Raw genomic sequence first — 19,559 nt, forward strand, 5'->3', positions numbered from 1 at the left:
GGCCCTAAAGCCCCAGTCCGCGGGCGATCAGCATGCGCTGGACCTCCGACGTGCCCTCGCCGATCTCCAGGATCTTCGCGTCGCGGTAGAAGCGGCCGACGGCCGACTCGTTCATGAAGCCGTAGCCGCCGTGCACCTGGGTGGCCCACCGGCTGTTCTCCATGGCGGCGTTGCTGGCGTTCAGCTTGGCGATCGCCGCGTACCGCTTGAAGTCGGCGCCGGCCAACATGCGGGCGGCGGCGTCGTAGTAGCCGAGACGGGCCGTGTGGGCGCGCATCTCCATGTCGGCGATCATGAACTGGACGGCCTGGTAGTTGCCGATCGTCTTACCGAAGGCGGTGCGCTGGCTGGCGTACTTCACCGACTCGTCGACACAGCCCTGGGCCAGCCCGACCGACAGCGCGGCGATCGCGATCCGTCCCTCGTCGAGGATGCGCAGGAACTGGGCGAAACCGCGGCCGCGCTCGCCGAGCAGGTTGCCGGCGGGGACGCGTACGTCGTCGAAGAAAAGCTCGTGGGTGTCCGACGCGCACCAGCCGACCTTGGAGTAGCCGGGCGCCACCGTGAAGCCCGGAGTACCGGAGGGCACGATGATCGTGGACAGCTCCTTCGAGCCGTCCGGGTTGACGCCGGTGACCGCCATGACGGTGACCAGGCAGGTGATGTCGGTGCCGGAGTTCGTGATGAACGCCTTGGTCCCGTTGATCACCCATTCGTTCGTGGTCTCGTCGAGCACGGCCCGGGTGGTCGTGCCGGCCGCGTCGGAGCCCGTGCCGGGCTCGGTGAGGCCGAAGCCGGCCAGCGCCTCGCCCGTGGCCAGGCGGGGCAGCCACTGCTCTTTCTGCTCGGGGGTGCCGAATCGGTAGATCGGCATGGCGCCGAGCGACACCGCTGCCTCGAGGGTGACCGCCACCGAACTGTCCACTCGGGCCAGCTCCTCGAGAGCGACGCAGAGCGCGAAGTAGTCGCCGCCCATCCCGCCGAACTCCTCGGGGAAGGGCAGGCCGAACAGGCCCATCTTGCCCATCTGCCGAACCAGGTCGTACGGGAAGGTCTTGTGCTCGTAGTGATCGGCGATCACCGGCGCGACCTGTTCCACGGCGAAGTCCCGGACGCTGGCGCGCAGCGCCTCCTGCTCCTCGCCGAGCCGGAAGTCCACCATGACGTGCTCCTTGAAGGTCAGACGGGCGTGACGCCGTGCCGGCGCCGGGCGAAGCCGCGATCTTTGCCCCGCGCGGCGCGGTAACGGCGGATCAGCTCGTCGCGCAGGTCTCCCGGCTCGACGACGGTGTCCACGACCAGCTCGCTGGCCAGCCGCATGATGTCGATGTCCTGCTCGTACTCGGCGCGGCGCTCGGCCACGAAGGCGGCCCGTTCCTCGTCGGTCGGCAGGGCGGCGATCTTGTTGGCGTAGACGGCGTTGACAGCGGCCTCCGCCCCCATCACCGCGATCTTGGCGGTGGGCAGGGCGATGGTGGCCTCGGGGTCGAAGCCGGGACCGGCCATCGCGTACAGCCCGGCTCCGTACGCCTTGCGGACCACCACGCAGATCTTCGGCACCGTGGCCTCGGAGATCGCGGTGACCATCTTGGCGCCGTGCCGGATGATCCCCTGTTTCTCCACCGCCGACCCGACCATGAAGCCGGGCACGTCGCAGAGGAACAGCAGCGGAACGTTGAAGGCGTCGCAGAGCTGCACGAAGCGGCTGGCCTTGTCGGCCGAGTCGGGGAAGAGCACGCCGCCCTTGAACATCGAGTTGTTGCCGACGACGCCGATCACCTCGCCGTCGAGCCGGGCGAACCCGATCGTGAGCTCCTTGGCCCACAGGGCCTGAATCTCGAAGAACGAACCCTCGTCGACCAGGCCCTTGACGTACCGCCGCATGTCGAAGGCCTGACGCTCGCTGACCGGGACCATGGCCGCGAGATCGGCGCCGTTGCTCGCGCGCGACTCGGCCGCGGGCGGGCGCTGCTCCCAGTTCGAGGGCATGAAGGAGAGGTACGTCCGTACGACGTCGAGCGCGTCCTGCTCGGTCTTGCAGAGGAAGTGGCCGACGCCGGACTCGGTGCAGTGGACCTTGGCCCCGCCCATCGCCTCGAGCGTCGTCTTCTCCCCGGTGACCATCTCGACCATGCGGTCGGAGCCCAGGTACATGCTGGCGTTGCCCTCGACCATGGCCACGACGTCGCAGAAGGCCGGCATGTAGGCACCACCGGCCGCCGACGGGCCGAACAGCGCGCAGGCCTGCGGGATGGCGCCGGACGCGCGCACCTGGGTGTGGAAGATCTTCCCGGCGCCGCGGCGGCCCGGGAAGAGGTCGACCTGGTCGGTGATGCGGGCGCCGGCCGAGTCGACCAGGTAGATCATCGGTACGCCGTACTCCACGGCCCGCTCGATGATGCGGATGATTTTTTCGACCGTGCGGGCGCCCCAGGAGCCGGCCTTGACTGTCGAGTCGTTGGCCATCAGGCAGACGTCGCGGCCGTCGAGCCGGGCGACTCCGGTGATCACGCCGTCGGCCGGCAGCCCGTCGGCCAGGCTGTTGGCGAACAGGCCGTCCTCAACGAAGGAGCCCTCGTCGACCAGCAACGCGATGCGCTCGCGGGCGAAGAGCTTGCCTTTCGCCGCGTTGGCCGCGTGGTAGCGCTCGGCGCCGCCGGCCAGCACGCGTTTGCGCGTCTGCGCGAGGTCGTCCACCAGAAGCTCCCCTGAACGATCGTTAGGCTTAACGACCGTTAGGGTAGCTCACCTGTCAAGGTCACGGCAACGACGGACGGGAGCCCCCGCCGGCTGCGGAGACTCCCGTCCGTTTTCACTGCTCCGGTGCCGTGGAGGGACACCGGGTACTGCTCGACGCCTCCTGGCGTCGTCGGGTCGCACCCGGGACCGGCGCGACCCGGTCTATGCGGGTGCTCAGCGCAGCGTGTTCAGCAGGCCCAGGCCCGTGGCGTCGCCGACGGTCCCGGCCAGGTCGGTCACCGGCGAACCCTCGGTCATGGCCTTGCGGCCACCGGTGGCCTTGCTGTCCGAACCGGTAGCGGCCGGCTTGGTGTAGCCCTTGGTCGGCTCCTCGTCCATGGGCTCCTCGGCCGCGGGCTCCTCGCCCTGCTGCGCGCCGTAGCCCTTGTCGTCGTCGCCGCGAACGTTGTCGTCACCCTTGACGCCGCCGTTGCCCTTGTAGTCGTCCGGGTCCTCGCCCTGGGCGCCACCGAAGTCGTCGTCGTCGTCGCCGTGGTGGTGACCCGGCCGGCCGTGGCCGTGGTGACCGTCCCAGTCGCCGTCCCAGTCGTTGCCGCCGCCCCAGAAGCCGCCACGGACCCGGCCGTCACGGTCGTCGCTGAGGTCGTTGACGCACGCCGCCGACGACTGGGCCGCGCCCAGGATGCCGATCGAGGTGCCGCAGACGTTGATCGGCACGTTGATCGGGACACCGATCTGGGTGCCGTTCAGGATGCCGTTGTTGTCGCCGTTGCTCTGGATGAAGTCATCGTCGTGGTGACCGGTGCCCTTCTCCAGCTTGTTGACGGAGACGGCGCGGGAGCTCGAGGCGCCGAGGACGGCGACCGAGGTGCCCGACAGGTTCACCGGCAGGCTGATCGGCGCGTACAGCTGGGTGCCGTTGGCGATCCCGTTGTTGTCGCCGTTGCTCTGCCAGGCGCTCTCCTTGCCCCGGGACTTGCCCTTGACCGAGCCGCTCTCCAGGTCGTTCACGCACAGCGCGCGGCTGTCGGCCGCACCGAGCAGCGCGATCGAGGTGCCGCAGACGTTGATCGGGACGTCGATGGGCGCGTACAGCTGGGTCCCGTTCAGGATCCCGTTGTTGTCGCCGTTCGACTGGATGTCGCCGTCACGGTCACGCCAGCCGTGCTCGGTGGTCCGGCCGCTCTCGAGCTTGTTGGCGCCGACGCCGGAGGCCTGCGCGTGGCCGGCGACAGCGGCCGCCGTGCCGACGACGTTCACCGGAACGTTCACCGGCAGGTACGCCTGGGTGCCGTTCAGGATGCCGTTGTTGTCCCCGTTGGACTGGACGCCGCGGCGACCGCTCTCGAGGTGGTTGACACCGGCGCCGCGGGAGTCGGCCACACCGAGGATGCCGACCGAGGTGCCGACGACGTTGACCGGGACGCGGACCGGGACGGCGAGCTGGGTGCCGTTGAGGATCCCGTTGTTGTCGCCGTTCGACTGGATGACGTCGGCCTGCGCCGCGGCCGGGGCGAACAGCAGGGCGCCAGCGGCCAGGACGCCGACGCTCAGAGTCTTACGAACCCAAGTCTTCATGAGGAAAGAAATGCCTTTCAAGAATGTTTCGGCAAAAATGCATGCGTATTCAATTGGGCGATGTGTTTCGGGCGCAGCGGTGCCCTGGCTCGTTTCTTTCTGCCCTGACTCCGCTTGTCGACGTGCGCCCACAAGGCGCTTCGGTGCGGTGCGTGTGATTCAGGCGTCTGCGATTCGCCGCTTGTTCGCAAGCGGTTCGGGAATCGGGCCCGACCGCGGTCACCGAAGCCGGTGCCGGCCGGTCGTCGGCGGTCGGGCGGACCGCCGAGCGCCATCACTCAGTCAGGTGAGACGGTCGGTGCCTCGGCGTCGTGCTGCCGGGCCTCGACATCGGACGCGATCGCGGCGAGATGGCTGGCCATCGCGCTGCCGGCGATCGCAGCCGGCAGGAAGGCCGCGGAGCCACCTTCCGTCGGTGTCCCCGACCCAGTGGTCGGGGTGCCGCTGACGTCCCCGAGACGCAGCCGCAGAGGAGCGGCTGGTTCGTCACCGCCGGGCGTGCTTTCCTCCCCGGCCCGCTCCGGCGCCACGACCTTCGCCGCCTGAGCGGCGCGGGCGTGGTGGTGGTGCCGGTGGGCCGGCGGTGCGGAGGAGACCTTGTCGCGCTTGACCGGCATGGCGGCGTGGTGGCCGGCGACCGGGGCGCGGAAGGTCTTGGTGATCGGGACAGGACTCATCGCGGCGGCGTGGGCCGGCTCGCCGGCCGGCTGTGGCCGTTCCTCTTCCGAAGGCTCCGGCCGCTCGGCGGCCGGGCTCTCGGTCTCGATGACCGCGTCGGTCACCGCGGTGAGCCGCTGCGGGGTCTCCGGGCCGCCGATGAGGCGGATTGTGCCGGTGACACCCGACAGGACCTGGTCGACGTCGCTCACGGCGGCGTCCACCGGGTCGGTGTCGTCGGTGACCTCGTCGACAGTCTCCGCCGGATGGGAGAGAACCCGCCGGGGAACGTCGAGGATGTCGGTCACGACGTGTCGCTGGTGGTCCGGTTGTTCCGACTCCAGCGGCTGGACAGCCGCCTGCAGGAGACCGGTGACCGGAGCTGTGGTGTCGGCGCCGATGACGGAGCCGAGCAACGAGCCGTCCGGCCCGTCGACCCGGTCCGCGGCCTGCGCGGCGGCACCGGTGAGCAGCCAGGCCGCACCGGCCAGACCGCCGACGACGAGGACTCGCAGGCTCCACCGGGATCCGGTGTGCCGGCGCGCGCGGCGCTCCGAACGCCACTCCGCCCCCTGGATGTGAGGCGGCACGGGCGTGGATTCGCCGGCGGGCGGCACGATCGGCAGTGGGTACGCCGTGCGCGTACGCCCGACCCCCAGTCCCGTCATGTTCCGCCCCTCGTCGTTTCGACTCGAACCGGTGGCGGATCCGCCGTATTCGGCGATATCGGCCACTCGGTATTGGTAACGAAACGACGGGACAGCGGTCACGCGGACGAATCGGAAAAATGATCGCAGCGTGCTGCGGGGGAAATCACACCAATCTCGTTCGTGGCCCCGCGCGTAGAACACCGGACGGCAGGGTACGGCCGAGCAGTTTCTCGGCCTCCCCGGCGACGGCGATCAGACGGTCGAGGTCGATCCCGGTGTCGAGGCCCATGTCGTGAAGCATGTGGACGACCTCCTCGGTGGCCACGTTCCCCGAGGCGCCGGGCGCGTAAGGACAGCCACCGATACCGCCGACGCTCGCGTCGAACTCGGTCACCCCCAGCTCGAGCGCGGTGAGGATGTTGGCCAGCCCCGTACCCCTGGTGTTGTGGAAATGAAGAAGGTCGGGGCGGACGGCGGAAAGCAGGTCACGGACCCGGCGAGGAGTCGCCATGCCGGTCGTGTCGCCGAAGGCGATGCGGTCGGCGCCGTCGGCGCGGACCCGGGCCACGATCCCCGCGACCCGGTCGGGATCGATGTCGCCCTCGAACGGGCAGCCGAAACTGGTCGCGACGATCACCTCGACCGTCGCGCCGGCCTCGTGGATCAGCGGGACGAGCGAGGCGATGTCGTCGAGCGACTCGTCGGTGGAGCGGTTGAGGTTGCGCCGGTTGTGAGTGTCCGACGCGGACACGACGACCTCGATCTCGCGGAAGCCGGCCGCCAGGGCCCGCTGCGCGCCGCGGGTGTTCGGGATCAGCGCCGAATAACGGATCTCCGGATTTTTCGCGGCCCGTGACCAGACCTCGTCGGCGTCGGCCATCTGCGGGATCGCCTTGGGATGGACGAACGAGACGGCCTCGATTCGCCGTACGCCCGTCCCGCTCAGCGCGTCGATCAGCGCGACCTTGGCGTCGGTCGGGATGGGCTCCTCGTTCTGCAACCCGTCCCGCGGCGCGACCTCTCGGATGCTCACGGACGTCATCGGGGGATCACCTCATTCGGGACACGATGCCGGTGTCGTAGTCGCCGGACAGGAACTCCGGATTCTCCAGCAGCTCGGCGAAGAAGGGCAGGTTGTTCTTGGGGCCGGCGATCTGGAAACCGGCAACCGCGTCCCGGGCCCGCGCCAGCGCCTCGTCCCGGTCGGCGCCGACCACGATCAGCTTGGCCATCAGCGAGTCGTAATGCTGGGTGACCGCCGTGCCCTCGGCGTAGCCGGAGTCGACGCGGACGCCCTCGCCGCTCGGCTCGACCCACGTGGTGATCTGCCCGGGGCCGGGGAAGAAGCGTTTCGGGTCCTCGGCGTTGACGCGGAACTCGATGGCGTGGCCTCGGGTCGCTGTCGTGACGTTCACCGGCTCACCCGAGGCGATCCGCAGCTGCTCCTCGACCAGGTCGATGCCGTGGATGATCTCGGTGATCGGGTGTTCCACCTGGAGGCGCGTGTTCATCTCGAGGAAGAAGAACTCGCCGGTGGTGGGGTCGAGCAGGCACTCGACGGTGCCGGCGTTGCGGTACCCGACCGCCTCGCCGGCCCGCACCGCGGCGGCCAGGAAACGCTCGCGCAGCTCGGGCGACACGGCCGGGCTGGGCGTCTCCTCCACCAGCTTCTGGTTGCGGCGCTGCACCGAACACTCGCGCTCGGACAGGGCGATCACCCGGCCGTCGGCCAGGCCGAGAATCTGCACCTCGACGTGGCGTACCCGGGGGAAGTAGCGCTCGATCAGCACCGAGCCGTCGCCGAACATGCGCTCGGCGAAGCCGCGTACCTTGTCGTACTCGGCGCGCAGCGCCTGCTCGTCGCCGGCGACCGCCATGCCCATGCCGCCACCGCCGGCGGCGGCCTTGACCATCACCGGGTAGCCGATCTCGGTGGCCGACGCGACAGCGGCGTCCACAGTGGCCGCCGGATCGTGTGAGCCCGGCGCGACCGGCACACCGGCCGCGGCCATGATGTTGCGCGCGTTGATCTTGTCGCCCATCGCGGCGATGGCCTCGGGACCCGGCCCGACCCAGATCAGGCCGTTGGCCTCGACCGCCCGGGCGAAGTCGGCGTTCTCGCTGAGGAAGCCGTAGCCGGGGTGGATCGCCTGAGCGCCGGTCGATTTCGCGGCGGCCAGGATGGCCTCGGCGTTGCGGTAGCTCTGAGCCGGGTTGGCCGGGCCGACGCAGACCGCCTCGTCGGCCTCGAGCACGAACGGCAGGCCGGCATCGGGCTCGGAGTGCACGGCGATCGTGCGGATGCCGAGCCGGCGCGCGGTCCGGATGATCCGCCGGGCGATCTCGCCCCGGTTCGCGACGAGCAGCGACTCGATCATCGGCCTCAGCGCCCCGTCAGCGCGTGGACGGCGGCCTCGCGCAGCAGCGCGGCCCGCCGGCGCCGGTCGACCTCACCGCCGAGGAACGGTGTCGAGTTCATGAGACCGAACGCCGCGTGCGCGAGCACCCGGGCCTCGGCCGCGTCGAGCTCGGGACGCAGCTTGCCCAGCACGCCCACCCACTCCTCGACGTAAAGCCGCTGAAGCTTGCGGATCTGACGCCGCGGCTCCTCGGGCAGGCGGTCGAGCTCGTGCAGATGCAGCGCGATGACGGCCGGGTTGGCCAGGGCGAACTCGACGTGGAAGTCGATCAGGTCGGCGAGCGCGGCGCTGGCGTCGTCGGGGTGCAGCGCGACGCGGGCCTCACCGCCGTGCAGCAGGCCCTCGCTCACCGGGATGAGCGCCGCCACGAGCATCGCCTCTTTGCCGGCGAAGTGGTGATAGAGCGCCGGGCCGGTCACCCCGGCCGCCGACCCGATGTCATCCATCGAGACACCGTGATATCCACGGGACGCGAACAGGCCTACCGCGATCTCCAGGATCTCGTCGCGGCGCGACCGGCGCCGGGGCGTGGGCGGCCCCGGGCGCTGCTGCTGATCAACCGTTGTCACGAGGTCACTCTAACCCTCTGTCAAGCCGAATGCTTAACGTGCGTTAAGGATTCTACTCATCAGTAGTGTTTCGCGCCTCTTCCAGCATGTTCTCGATCGCGGCCGCATCCTCCTCGGCACCGATTGCCCGCAAACGCTCCGGCAAACCCTCCAGAAGAGGCACGGCTTCGGCATGCCGTCCGCGGGCCAACAGCAGGCCGGCGGCCTCGCGGGCGACCATCGAGCGCTGCCAGACCGCGTTCGGCTCGGCGGCCAGCTCGGGCGGAAGCTCGGCGTAAAGCCTCTCGGCCTGCTCGGCGACGGCCAGCCCGGTGGGCGCGTCGTCGGCGAAGTGCAGGGCACTCACCCGCCGGCGCAGGAGCCGCAGCTCGCCGATGAGGTCACCGGCCTCGTGCAGCGCCTCGGCCGCGGCCTGGAAAACCTGGGCCGCTTCGGCGTCACGGTCGAGGTCGTACAGCAGCGCCCCGGCCTGCTCACCGACCTGGCCCCGCCCGGCCGGGTTGTCGGCCAGACGCTCGATCAGCGCCTGGTAGATGGTGAGGGCGCCGTGCTGATCACCGATCTCCCGGTAGAGCCCGGCGAGCAGAAACCGCACGTCGTCGGCCGGACCGTCGAGTTCGAGTCGTTCGAAGAGCAGCAGTGCCTCCTCGGCGACCTCGGCCGCCTCGACCGGACGGCCCGATCGCATGTACGCGATGGCGAGCTCCTGCCGAACAACGGCACCGTTCCGCTCTTCGCCCTGCTCGGCGCAGAGGGCAACGGCCTCGACCAGGTCGGGTACGGCCTCGGCGGCCCGGTCGAGGTGGAGAAGCGCCCGCCCGCGCCCGGCCCGGGCCATCAGCGCCACTTGGGAACCGCCACCGGCCAGCGCCTCGCCGAAGGCCTCGGCCACCTGCTCGGCGTCGGTGGAGAGGTCGGCGACCATCAGCGCGGCCTCGGCCAGCCGGGACGCCGGGCCGTGCTCGCGGTAGAAGTCACGCGCACGCATCGCCGCGGCCAGAGCCCGCCCGCGCCGATCCAGCCCCTCCGAGGCCGATTCGGCGGGGACCGATTCGCCGCCGGCCGATTCACCGCCGGCCGACTCGGCGGAGACCGATTCGTCGGCGGCCGATTCGTCGGCGGCCATGAGGATGCGGACGCGCCAGATCTCGTTGTCGGCGCGGTGCCGTGGCAGGCCGGCGGCCTCGGCGAACTCGTCGGCCCGGTCGAGGCTGTCACCGGCGGCGGCGAAGTCGCCGGCCAGGAACTGGGCGACGGCCAAGCGCGACCAGGCACTCGACCGGCGGCGGTCGTCGCCGTGCTCCGTCATGTGCGCCACCTCGGCCCGCACCAGGGCGAATCCCTCGTCGGGCCGGTCGGTCAGGCAGTAGAGGACGCCGAGCCGACCACCGGTCGCGGCCGCCCGCTCGGCCGAGCCGGCCTCGGTCAGCAGGTCGAACGCGCGGCGCCAGGTCCGTTCGACCGCCTCGGGGTCCTCGCGCCAGTCGAGGGCCGCGCCCTCGAGGGCGGCGCGCCGGCCGGCCTCCTCGCCGGCGGGCTCGGGGAACCGCCGGTCGAACTCGGCCAGCGCCGCCACCATGGCGTCGTCGCGATCGGCCCCGGCGTGCTCCTCGGCCAGGTCGAGCAGTTCGGCCGCACTCAGATCCTCGGAAATATCAGGAATGTCCACCTTGAACGGCGGTGGGGCCGGTGTGACCCGCTGGGTCGGTGACAGGGGTACCTCGACACCGAAGGGCTCGCGGGCCAGCCAGCCGGCGATGCGAGCGCTCTGGGCCGTGGTGCCGTTGCGGGCGTCGAACCGGGCGGCCAGGTCGGTGGCCTGGGTCGCGAGCTCGGTGGCGAGCTCGGCCGCGGTGATGTCGGGGCGGTCGAGGCGGCGCACGACCGCGTCGCCGTGGCCCAGGTCGGTGACGCGGCGAAGCAGGTGGCCGCCGGCCGCGGCGAACTCCATCGCCGCCGCGGGTGACGGCGCCTTGTCGAGCCAGTCGATGTGCCGTTGCAGGATTTCCAAGCCGCGGTGCTCGTTGCCGGTGCGCGCGCAGAAGGTGATGTGGCCGGCGACGTCGGCCATGTCGGCCAGGTTGGCCCGCTGAAGACGGTACGAGCGGCGGTGTGCGTCGGCGGCGTCGGACTCCCGGCCGGTCAACAGGTACGGAACCATCAGCTCCTCGAGGATCGCCTGCGGCTGCTCGGTGCAGTTGAGCGTGCCCTCGAGCACCGGGTGGGCATGCTCGACGGCCTCGGCGAACCGGCCGCGGGCGGCGAGATAGCCCGCGACGTCGGTCGGATCGCAGCCGACGCAGTCGGAGAGGCTGTCGCGCGGGGCGGCCTGCCACTTCTCATACCAGGAGTCGGCCTCGTCGCGCAGCCCGACGTGGTCGGCCACGACGTAGCGGTATTTGTAGAGCGCGCCCAGGCCCTGCCCGTACTCCCGGTAGCGCCGCTCCATGTCGTCGAGAACCGCGTACGTCCGGGCCAGCGGCACCTCGGGGAACTTGGTCAGCGCGTTGACCATGGTCTTGAACAGCCAGAGCAGATTGTGCTGGGCGCGCTGGTGGTAGGGCTGGGGGTTGCGGTCGAAGTCGCTGACGCACCAGGAGAAGGTGACGAAGCCCTTGGCCGGCTCACCACCGTAGACGAAGCTGTTGGTGGCGATCAGCCGCGCCATGAAGGACAGGAACGGGTCGCCGGCCGCGTCGACGTGGCGCAGGATCTGCTCGGCCAGGGCGGTGCGAGCCGCACCGTACGGCATGTCCTCGGCCTGGGACAGCAGGTCCCGCAGCTCCTCGGCGGTTTTCATCGGTCCTCCTGGGGGACGGCGCGCTCCAGGAGGCCCAGGAACGACGTGGTCAGCAACGCGGCGTCGGCCGGCTTGATCGGGTGGTGACCGAGCAGCAGGGCCTGGCCGTAGAGGGACTCGACGGCGAGGCCGATCAGCTCCGGGTCGGCGATGGCGATCACCCGGCGCACCAACGGATTGCGGTGGTTGAGCACGAGTTGCGGGCGGTCGGGCGGCGCCGTGTGGGCGAGCGCGTCGAGCACGCCGCCCCACAGGTCGTCGGCGCGGTCACGGCCGGCGGTGAACTCCTCGTGGAAGGCGGCCGACCGGCTCACCAGGTAGAGCGCGGGCAGGCTGGCCGGGTCGAACGCGCGGACCTGGACCTCGCAGCCGAGCCGGTCGAGCCGGCGCTGGGCCGCGGTGAGGAACGGGCGCAGCCGCAGCTCGGTCTCGGTGTCGACGGCGGTGAACCGGGTGGCCAGGTCGGCCGGCTCGAGCCTTTCGACCCGAACGTCGGAGTCCACTGTGGTCAGCCGCTGAATCAGGTCGGCGTCGTAGACGTAGCCGCCGTTGATCAGGGCCACCTCCTGGGCCGCGGCCACGGCGGCGAGCTGACGGAACTCGTCGGTGGTGGCCGCGTAGCGGATCACGCCGTACCGCTCGCGGAACTCGGCCAGCGTCAGCCGGCCCATGTTGGTCTCCATCGCGAACCACTGCTCGACCAGGCGCAGCATCTCGTCGTCGTGCAGCGCGAGCGCCTTGACCCCGAGGTGGTGGACCTCGAGGAAGCGGGCCAGCCGGCGCGGATCGGTGGCGGCGAGCCGGACCAGCCAGCCGCGCAGCTGATCGGCGATCGCCTCCCGGGTGTCGGCCAGCAGGCCGTCGTCGTACAGCGCCTCGCGGCTCGCGGTGGGCCGCAGCTCGGTGCTGTCGACCACGCAACGGGCGAAGAACGCCCACTCCGGCAGCAGGCCCTCGACGCCCTCGGAGAGCAGCATGCGCTTGAGATAGACCCGGTGACCACCGCGGGTGGCCGGGTTGACCGGTGTCGGCAGGATGAACGCGACGCCGGTCAGGCCCGCCTCGGGCACGGCGAGCTCGACGGTGTCGAAAGGCCGGAAACCGAAGACCTTTTCCCCGTACGCCGTGAGGGCCGCGTCCTGGTGTTCCCACGGCACCGCGCCGGTGGTCACCCGCTCACCGTCGACCTCGACCCGCACCGGCAGCAGCGAGCCGTAAAGCTCGGCGAGCTCACGAACTGTCGTACGGCTCAGTAAATGCTCCGAGCCGCGGCGCGGCAGCAGGGTGACCGTCGTCCCGGGCTCGCGGCCGTCACCGGCGCGAACGTCGTAGCGGCCGTCGGAGTAACCGGTCCACAACACGGGCTCGGCGCCGGCCCGGCGGGTGTGTACCCGGATCTCGTCGGCGACCAGGAAGCACGAGAGCAGGCCGATGCCGAACTGGCCGAGGAACTCGTGTCGCGCGAAGCCGAGCTCGTCGCGTTTCGAGCTGCGGCCGATGGTGGCCAGCAACTCGTGCACCTGAGCCTCGGTGAGCCCGATGCCGTTGTCGTCGACGCGCAGGCCGTGGTCGCCGGTGGTGATCGTCACCGAGCCGGACGCGAGGTCACCGGTGGCGGTGATCGCATCGACCGCGTTTTGAAGCAGCTCGCGGACGTAGACGCGTGGGCTCGCGTAGAGGTGGTGACTCAGCAGGTCGACGATGCCCCGGAGATCGACCTGGAACGTGTTGCTCACGGCGGACAAGGTACCGCCACCCACCGACAAGAACGGGGCGGTTTTCGACGCCGCCCCGTTCGTCGCCGGCTAGCTGAGGCCGCCGGGCTCCGTGCCCTTCGCGATGGGTGCCCGCACGAGGTTGCCCCACTCGGTCCACGAGCCGTCGTAGTTGCGGACCTGCGGGTAGCCGAGCAGGTGGTGCAGCACGAACCAGGTGTGGCTCGACCGCTCACCGATCCGGCAGTACGCGATGATGTCGTCGCTCGAGTCGAGCCCGAGCTCGTCGCTGTAGATCTTGGTCAGCTCGTCGGCCGGCTTGAAGGTGCCGTCCTCGTTGGCCGCCGATTTCCACGGCTTGCTGACCGCGCCGGGGATGTGCCCGCCGCGCAGCGCGCCCTCCTGCGGGTAGGCCTCCATGTGGGTCAGTTCGCCCGTGTACTCCTGCGGGGAGCGCACGTCGACCAGCGGGCGGCCGCTGCTGATGTGGGCCATGACCTGGTCGCGGAAGGCGCGGATCTCGGCGTCGTTGCGGACCGGCACCGGGTAGTCGGCGGCCGGCCGCTCGGTGCGGTCGCGGGTCAGCGGGCGGCCCTCGGCCGCCCACTTCTGGCGGCCGCCGTCGAGCAGGCGGACGTCGCGGTGGCCGAAGAGCTCGAAGACCCACAGGGCGTACGCGGCCCACCAGTTGAAGTTGTCGCCGTAGAAGACGATCGTGTCGTCGCGGCCGATGCCCTTGGCCGACAGCAGCGCGGCGAACGCGGCCGGGTCGAGGTAGTCGCGGGTGAGCTGGTCGTTGAGCTCCAGATGCCAGTCGACCTTGACGGCGCCCGGGATGTGGCCGGTGTCGTAGAGAAGCACGTCCTCGTCCGACTCGACCACCACCAGGCCCGGGGTGTCGAGGTTGGCGGCGAGCCACTCGGTGGTGACGAGCTTGTCGGGATGGGCGTACGCCTGAAGCGCCGGCGCCGGATCGTTCGCAACGGACATGGTTGCCACGCTAGTCCTTCGCTAGGCCGCGATGTCGCCCGTCACGGGGGCCAGTTGCGGGCGCTTGGCCACGACGTGTTCGCCCGACGAGTGGCCACGCAGATGCCGGCTGACCCAGGGTGCCAGGTGTTCCCGGGCCCACCGCAGGTCGGCGCCGCGGGCGAGCAGCCACGGGGTGGGCTCCGGGTTCGGCGGCACCAGCATCCACTGGTCGTCGCAGCCGACGCCGAGCGCGTTCAGCACGTGGCCGGCGACACGGCGGTGACCGGCGGGCGAGAGGTGCAGCCGGTCGGGCGCCCACATGTGCGGATGGCGGAAGGCGTTGTCGGCGAACAGGTCGACGACGTACGCGCCGTACTTCTCCCCCAGCGCCCGGGCCCCGTCGTTGAGCACCGCGGCCCGGCGCCCGAGCATCGCGGGCAGGTTGACCGTGACGTCGGCGAAGCGGAACAGGATCATGTCGGCACCCGTGGCCCGTACCCGGGAAACGACCGATTCCATCCGCTCGACCAGCGCGTACGGGTCGACGCGGGGCCGCAGCGAGTCGTTGCCGCCGGCCGCGAAGCTGACCAGGCCCGGCCGCATGGCCAGCGCCGGCTCCAGCTGCTCGTCGACGATCTGGCCGAGCAGCTTGCCGCGGATCGCCAGGTTCGCGTATCCGAAGTCGGGTCCCGCGTCGACGGCCATGCGGGCGGCCACCAGGTCGGCCCAGCCCCGGAAACTACCGTCCGGGTAAGCGTCGTTCAGCCCCTCGGTGAAGCTGTCCCCCATTGCCACGAAGCTTTTCCAGGCCATCCGGCGGCCCCCCTTAACGTGCTTTCACTTTTGCTCGTGGGGAACACGTTTCCACCGAAGCAAGGCCGTCGGTAGCGTGACGATGGCGACACGGAGTAAAGCGGTGGCCTCACCCCCGGCAGGGTATCTACGCTGCTCCGCATGCTTCTGCGAATGTCCACCTTGCTGCTTCGCACCCTTCGTGAGGAGCCGGCCGAGGCTGAGGTGCCGAGTCATCGGCTGCTGCTGCGCGCCGGGTACATCCGCCGCGCCGCCCCGGGTGGATATACGTGGCTGCCGCTCGGCAAGCTCGTGCTCGACCGGGTCGCCGCGATCGTCCGGGACGAGATGGAGGCGATCGGCGCGCAGGAGGTGTCGTTCCCGGCGCTGCTGCCGCGCGAGCCCTACGAGGCAACCAACCGCTGGACCGAGTACGGCGACGACATCTTCACGCTCAAGGACCGGCGCGGCGCCGATTACCTGCTCGCGCCCACCCACGAGGAGATGTTCACCCTGCTCGTGCAGGACATGACCAGCTCCTACCGCGACTTCCCGCTGCTGCTGTTCCAGATCCAGACGAAGTACCGCGACGAGGCCCGTCCCCGGGCCGGCCTGCTGCGCGGCCGCGAGTTCCTGATGAAGGACGCGTACTCGTTCTCGCTCACCGACCAGGAGCTGACGTCGGCCTACGGCGAGGTGCGCGCGGCCTACCAGCGCGCGTTCGCCCGCCTCGGGCTCGAGCACACGATCGTCTCGGCCGTGTCGGGCGCCATGGGCGGCTCCGCCTCCGAGGAGTTCCTGGCCGAGAGTGAGGTGGGTGAGGACACGTACGTCGGCTGCACCTCATGCTCGTACGCGGCGAACACCGAGGCGGTCATCACACCCGCGCCGGCGCCTTCGGCTCGTGAGCTCGACCACCTCTCCGTGCACGACACCCCCGGCACACCGACGATCGCCTCGCTCGTCGACCTGGCCAACGCCCGCGCCCTCGGCGGGCGCACCGACTGGACGGCCGCCGACACGCTGAAGAACGTGGTGGTCACCGTGCACCGCCCCGGCGCGGAGGACGAGCTGCTGGTGATCGGCGTGCCCGGCGACCGTGAGGTCGACCTGAAGCGGCTCGACGCCGCGCTGGCGCCGGCCACCGCCACCCTCTTCGACGACTTCGACTCCCGGCCCGACCTGGTCAAGGGCTACATCGGCCCGCAGGGCATCAAGGTGCGCTACCGGGCCGACCCACGGGTGGCCCCGGGCACGGCCTGGCTGACCGGGGCCAACGAGCCCGGCCGCCACGCCGTGAACGTGGTCGCCGGCCGCGACTTCACCGTCGACGACACGATCGAGGCGGCCGAGGTGCGCGCCGGCGATCCCTGCCCGGCCTGCGCGGACGGCGCCCTCACCATCCGCCGGGGCATCGAGATCGCGCACATCTTCCAGCTCGGCCGCCGCTACACCGAGGCGTTCAAGGTGGACGTGCTGGGGGCGGACGGCAAGCCGGTGCGGCCGACCATGGGCTCGTACGGCATCGGGGTGTCCCGCGCGGTCGCCGCCATCGCCGAGCAGCACCACGACGAGCGGGGACTGCTGTGGCCGGACGAGGTGGCTCCGGCCGACGTGCACATCGTGGCCGCCGGCAAGGACGGCCAGATTCAGGCGGCGCTGTCGCTCGGCGCCGCGCTGCGGGACGCGGGACTGCGGGTTCTCGTCGACGACCGGCCGAACGTGTCACCCGGCGTGAAGTTCACCGACGCCGAGCTCATCGGGGTCGCCCGGTCCGTCGTGGTGGGCCGGCGACTGGCCGAGGGATTCGCCGAATTTCGCGATCGCCGCACAGGCGCCCGCGAAGAGGTGCCGATCACGGACATACCGCGTGTAATCACGTCGGCACTCGGGTAACTCCATTCACAACATGGGAGGTGTGCGCATGGCGAGACCATCGGTCGCTGATGTCATGACCCGACAGGTGGTCTACCTGCCAGAGGCGACCATGCTGGACGAGGCGGCCCAGGTGATGCGCGATCGCGCCATCGGCGACGTCGTGGTGACCCGCGGGCCGACGATGGTCGGCCTGGTCACCGACCGCGACATCGTGGTGCGGGCCATCGCCGAGAACCTGCCGGTCAAGACGACGTCGCTCGGCGACGTCACCTCGCACGAGCTCATCATGGTGGAGCAGTCGGCCACCGTGGACGAGGCCGTGCAGGCGATGCGTGAGCGCGGCGTCCGCCGGCTGCTGGTCTGCGACGCCGACCGCAAGGTGGTCGGCATCATCAGCCTCAGCGATGTGGCACTCCTGCCGACGTCCGCGCCGGCCTGAGTCCGGCCTGAGTAGGGTCACTTTGTGACCGACATGCCAGTAAGACTCGCCGAGATCGTCGACGAGTTCGCCTCGGCGCCGCGTGACGTGGTGCTCGAGATGTTGCTCGAGTTCGCCGACTCCATGCCGCCGCTCCCGGCCGACCTGGCCGGGCACGACGGCATGGAGCAGGTGCCCGAGTGCCAGACCCAGTTCTTCCTCAAAGCCACGGTGCAGCCGGACGACACCGTGGTCACCTGGTTCGACTGCCCGCCCGAGGCGCCGACCACGCGGGCCTTCGCCGGCATCCTGGCCGAGGGCCTGGCCGGCGCGACGACCGCCGAGATCCTCGCCGTCCCCGACGACCTCTACGCGCGAATGGGCCTGGCCCAGGCGATCAGCCCGCTGCGCATCCGTGGCGGCTCGGCGATTCTGGCCCGGCTCAAGCGGCAGATCGCCGCCCAGGTCGCGGCACGTTAGGGTTCCGTCTCGTGGATATTCAGGTCTGGTCCGACGTCGTCTGCCCCTGGTGCTACCTCGGCCGGCACCGCCTCGACAAGGCCCTGGCGGAGTACCCGGGCGACGTCACGGTCACCTACCGCGCGTTCCAGCTCGACCCGGCCCCGGTGCCGGAGCCACTGCCTATCAAGCAAGCCATGACGGCCAAGTTCGGCGGCGCCGAGCGGGTCGACCAGATGCTCGGGCACGTGACCTCGATCGCCGACGGCGAGGGCATCACGATCGACTACGACCGGGCCGTCGCGGCCAACACGTTCGACAGTCACCGGCTGATCGCGTGGGCCGCGAACCAGGGCCGCCAGGCCGAGATGCTGGACGCGCTTCAGCGGGCGCACTTCGCCGAGGGCATCGACGTCGGCTCCCGCAAGGCGCTGGCCGGTGTGGCCGGCTCGATCGGCCTCGACGAGACGGCGGCGGCCGCCTACCTCGACACCGACGCCGGCACGAGCGCGGTCGAGACCGACCTGACCGAGGCGCGCGAGCTCGGCATCTCCAGCGTTCCGTTCTTCGTGGTGGACGGCAAGTACGCCATCCAGGGCGCCCAGGACTCGGCCACGATCCTGACCGCCCTGGAGGAGATCGCCCGCCGCGAGGCCGTCGACGCGGGTCGATGATGTTCCACGTGAAACAGTATTGACGTTAGTCGATCGGCTTCGCCAGGTCGGGGATCACCTCGGCGCCCGGCAGGGCACCGAGGGCCGGTCCGGCGATAGCGATCTTGCTGTGCCGGACACCCGATCCGACGATCACGTGCGGCGCGGCCGCGACCCGGGCGTCGACCAGGATCGGCCAGTCCGCGGGCAGGCCGATCGGGGTGATCCCGCCGTACTCCATCCCGGTCAGGCGGACCGCGTCGTCCATCGGGGCGAAGCTCGCCTTGCGCGCGTCCAGGTAGCGGCGGACGACGCCGTTCACGTCGGCCCGGGTGGTGGCCAGGACGATGCAGGCCGCGTAGCGGGTCACCTCACCGCGGCGACCCGCGACGATCACACAGTTGGCCGAGACGTCCAGACCCACGTCGTACGCCTCGCAGAACGCCGCCGTGTCGGCCAGCTCGGGGTCGATCGGGGCCACCAGCACCTGGTCGGCGTCGACCGGCGCGTCCTCGGGCCAGACGGCCAGAGCCTTGGAGACCGGCGCGGCCAGCAGATCGGGGCGGGACTGGGCGGGTTCGAGCTTCAGGCTTCCCATCACGTCCGCCATCCTCGCTCAATACTCCGCTCGCCTGGTAGTCCTCCCACCCCGGGGTGAACTAGTCCTCAGGCCGGGACCGATCGTGCCGACTTACAGAGGCTGTGGAGGAACGTCGTAGCTCTCGTGTAGGTACCGTCAGCGGCCTGGCTCTGCTGGCCGGCGGTACCGCGATAGCGGCCGCCTCCGGCGGGGGCACCCACTCCGTCTTCGCCACGTTCCTGCTCATCGTCCTGACCGCCGGGCTGACCCATTCGCTCGCCGTGGAGATCAAGCGGCAGGCCCGCCGAGGGTTCCCGGCCCGCTGGAGCCGGTCCGACACGGTGAACGCGGTGCTGCTCGGCCTGTGGGCCGAGCTGGCCCTGATGATGGCCATCGTGCAGACCGGCGCCGAGCAGTACGTGGGGCTGGGACTGGCGGCCGCCTACGGCGCCGCCTGCGCCTTCTTCGTCACTCAGCGCCGCCGCGCCGCGCGGAACCGGCCGGCCCAGGGTCCCGCGATGGCCGCCGCCGCGGCGCCATCCTCCACGCCGGCTCCGGTCACCCGGATGGTGCACGCCGCCGCTCGCCTTCAGACCGCGACCTCGAACCACACCGCCGCCGCGTCCGCCCCCGACCGCACCCCGGACGGCGCCCCAGACCGGGCCTCAACCCGGGCCTCCGGCCGCACCCCCGATCGGGCCGGGGCGGCCCGATAGCT

The 19,559-nt window shown here is 70.8% G+C and carries 17 protein-coding genes; 5 read left to right on the plus strand and 12 right to left on the minus strand.

Annotated features, from left to right (window positions below):
• Positions 1–4: 4 nt before the first annotated feature.
• The 11 genes from ACGFJ7_RS44265 to ACGFJ7_RS44315 all read right to left on the minus strand — a co-directional run bounded on the left by ACGFJ7_RS44265 (position 5) and on the right by ACGFJ7_RS44315 (position 14,874).
• The gene (locus tag ACGFJ7_RS44265) at positions 5–1,159 is read right to left on the minus strand and encodes an acyl-CoA dehydrogenase family protein (protein ID WP_392648276.1); all 1,155 of its coding nucleotides are present in this window, start codon (positions 1,157–1,159) and stop codon (positions 5–7) included.
• Positions 1,160–1,179: 20 nt separating this feature from the next.
• Complete coding sequence (locus ACGFJ7_RS44270) at positions 1,180–2,697, minus strand: acyl-CoA carboxylase subunit beta (protein ID WP_392648242.1); 1,518 nt, start codon at positions 2,695–2,697, stop codon at positions 1,180–1,182.
• 216 nt (positions 2,698–2,913) lie between these two features.
• Positions 2,914–4,278 (minus strand): chaplin family protein, encoded by a 1,365-nt coding sequence (locus tag ACGFJ7_RS44275; protein ID WP_360248002.1) that lies wholly within the window; start codon positions 4,276–4,278, stop codon positions 2,914–2,916.
• A gap of 278 nt (positions 4,279–4,556) precedes the next feature.
• On the minus strand, positions 4,557–5,603 hold the full coding sequence (locus ACGFJ7_RS44280; RefSeq protein ID WP_360248000.1) for a hypothetical protein: 1,047 nt from the start codon (positions 5,601–5,603) through the stop codon (positions 4,557–4,559).
• A 145-nt stretch (positions 5,604–5,748) separates the two neighbouring features.
• Complete coding sequence (locus ACGFJ7_RS44285; protein ID WP_360247998.1) at positions 5,749–6,627, minus strand: hydroxymethylglutaryl-CoA lyase; 879 nt, start codon at positions 6,625–6,627, stop codon at positions 5,749–5,751.
• Positions 6,628–6,634: 7 nt separating this feature from the next.
• The gene (locus tag ACGFJ7_RS44290) at positions 6,635–7,963 is read right to left on the minus strand and encodes a biotin carboxylase N-terminal domain-containing protein (RefSeq protein ID WP_360247996.1); all 1,329 of its coding nucleotides are present in this window, start codon (positions 7,961–7,963) and stop codon (positions 6,635–6,637) included.
• A gap of 5 nt (positions 7,964–7,968) precedes the next feature.
• On the minus strand, positions 7,969–8,574 hold the full coding sequence (locus tag ACGFJ7_RS44295; protein ID WP_360247994.1) for a TetR/AcrR family transcriptional regulator: 606 nt from the start codon (positions 8,572–8,574) through the stop codon (positions 7,969–7,971).
• Positions 8,575–8,626: 52 nt separating this feature from the next.
• Entirely contained in the window at positions 8,627–11,374 is a 2,748-nt protein-coding gene (locus tag ACGFJ7_RS44300; RefSeq protein ID WP_392648247.1) for a tetratricopeptide repeat protein, read from the minus strand.
• Positions 11,371–13,110, minus strand: a complete 1,740-nt coding sequence (locus ACGFJ7_RS44305) for an HSP90 family protein (RefSeq protein WP_360247990.1) — start codon at positions 13,108–13,110, stop codon at positions 11,371–11,373. Before ACGFJ7_RS44305 ends, ACGFJ7_RS44300 begins: the two co-directional genes overlap by 4 nt.
• A 69-nt stretch (positions 13,111–13,179) precedes the next feature.
• Entirely contained in the window at positions 13,180–14,079 is a 900-nt protein-coding gene (locus tag ACGFJ7_RS44310; protein ID WP_360247988.1) for a sulfurtransferase, read from the minus strand.
• 21 nt (positions 14,080–14,100) lie between these two features.
• Positions 14,101–14,874 carry an SGNH/GDSL hydrolase family protein gene (locus tag ACGFJ7_RS44315; RefSeq protein WP_392648250.1) on the minus strand — a complete coding sequence of 258 codons (774 nt, stop codon included), beginning with the start codon at positions 14,872–14,874 and terminating at the stop codon, positions 14,101–14,103.
• Between the two features lie 141 nt (positions 14,875–15,015).
• On the opposite strand from ACGFJ7_RS44315, the gene ACGFJ7_RS44320 reads away from it, so the two are divergent.
• From ACGFJ7_RS44320 to ACGFJ7_RS44335, 4 genes are read left to right on the plus strand one after another with little or no spacing between them, the layout of a single operon-like run.
• Complete coding sequence (locus ACGFJ7_RS44320; RefSeq protein WP_392648252.1) at positions 15,016–16,749, plus strand: proline--tRNA ligase; 1,734 nt, start codon at positions 15,016–15,018, stop codon at positions 16,747–16,749.
• Between the two features lie 28 nt (positions 16,750–16,777).
• Entirely contained in the window at positions 16,778–17,170 is a 393-nt protein-coding gene (locus tag ACGFJ7_RS44325; RefSeq protein WP_360247982.1) for a CBS domain-containing protein, read from the plus strand.
• 24 nt (positions 17,171–17,194) lie between these two features.
• Positions 17,195–17,629: a SufE family protein gene (locus ACGFJ7_RS44330; protein ID WP_360247980.1), complete on the plus strand. Its 435-nt coding sequence runs from the start codon at positions 17,195–17,197 to the stop codon at positions 17,627–17,629.
• 11 nt (positions 17,630–17,640) lie between these two features.
• A complete protein-coding gene (locus tag ACGFJ7_RS44335; protein ID WP_360247978.1) occupies positions 17,641–18,282 on the plus strand; it encodes a DsbA family oxidoreductase in 642 nt (213 codons plus the stop codon).
• A gap of 25 nt (positions 18,283–18,307) precedes the next feature.
• Here the strand turns inward: ACGFJ7_RS44335 and ACGFJ7_RS44340 are convergent, their stop codons facing one another.
• Positions 18,308–18,859 carry a YbaK/EbsC family protein gene (locus ACGFJ7_RS44340; RefSeq protein WP_360248319.1) on the minus strand — a complete coding sequence of 184 codons (552 nt, stop codon included), beginning with the start codon at positions 18,857–18,859 and terminating at the stop codon, positions 18,308–18,310.
• A gap of 104 nt (positions 18,860–18,963) precedes the next feature.
• On the opposite strand from ACGFJ7_RS44340, the gene ACGFJ7_RS44345 reads away from it, so the two are divergent.
• On the plus strand, positions 18,964–19,557 hold the full coding sequence (locus ACGFJ7_RS44345) for a hypothetical protein (protein WP_360247976.1): 594 nt from the start codon (positions 18,964–18,966) through the stop codon (positions 19,555–19,557).
• The last annotated feature ends 2 nt before the right edge of the window (positions 19,558–19,559 follow it).

Source organism: Actinoplanes sp. NPDC048988 (assembly GCF_043197815.1).
Taxonomy (GTDB): Bacteria; Actinomycetota; Actinomycetes; order Mycobacteriales; family Micromonosporaceae; genus Actinoplanes.

Coding starts and splice junctions, on each gene's coding strand:
- ACGFJ7_RS44275 (WP_360248002.1), bottom strand. CDS start 4,278: ATGAAGACTTGGGTTCGTAAGACTCTGAGCGTCGGCGTCCTGGCCGCT.
- ACGFJ7_RS44280 (WP_360248000.1), bottom strand. CDS start 5,603: ATGACGGGACTGGGGGTCGGGCGTACGCGCACGGCGTACCCACTGCCG.
- ACGFJ7_RS44285 (WP_360247998.1), bottom strand. CDS start 6,627: ATGACGTCCGTGAGCATCCGAGAGGTCGCGCCGCGGGACGGGTTGCAG.
- ACGFJ7_RS44290 (WP_360247996.1), bottom strand. CDS start 7,963: ATGATCGAGTCGCTGCTCGTCGCGAACCGGGGCGAGATCGCCCGGCGG.
- ACGFJ7_RS44300 (WP_392648247.1), bottom strand. CDS start 11,374: ATGAAAACCGCCGAGGAGCTGCGGGACCTGCTGTCCCAGGCCGAGGAC.
- ACGFJ7_RS44310 (WP_360247988.1), bottom strand. CDS start 14,079: ATGTCCGTTGCGAACGATCCGGCGCCGGCGCTTCAGGCGTACGCCCAT.
- ACGFJ7_RS44315 (WP_392648250.1), bottom strand. CDS start 14,874: ATGGCCTGGAAAAGCTTCGTGGCAATGGGGGACAGCTTCACCGAGGGG.
- ACGFJ7_RS44320 (WP_392648252.1), top strand. CDS start 15,016: ATGCTTCTGCGAATGTCCACCTTGCTGCTTCGCACCCTTCGTGAGGAG.
- ACGFJ7_RS44325 (WP_360247982.1), top strand. CDS start 16,778: ATGGCGAGACCATCGGTCGCTGATGTCATGACCCGACAGGTGGTCTAC.
- ACGFJ7_RS44340 (WP_360248319.1), bottom strand. CDS start 18,859: ATGGGAAGCCTGAAGCTCGAACCCGCCCAGTCCCGCCCCGATCTGCTG.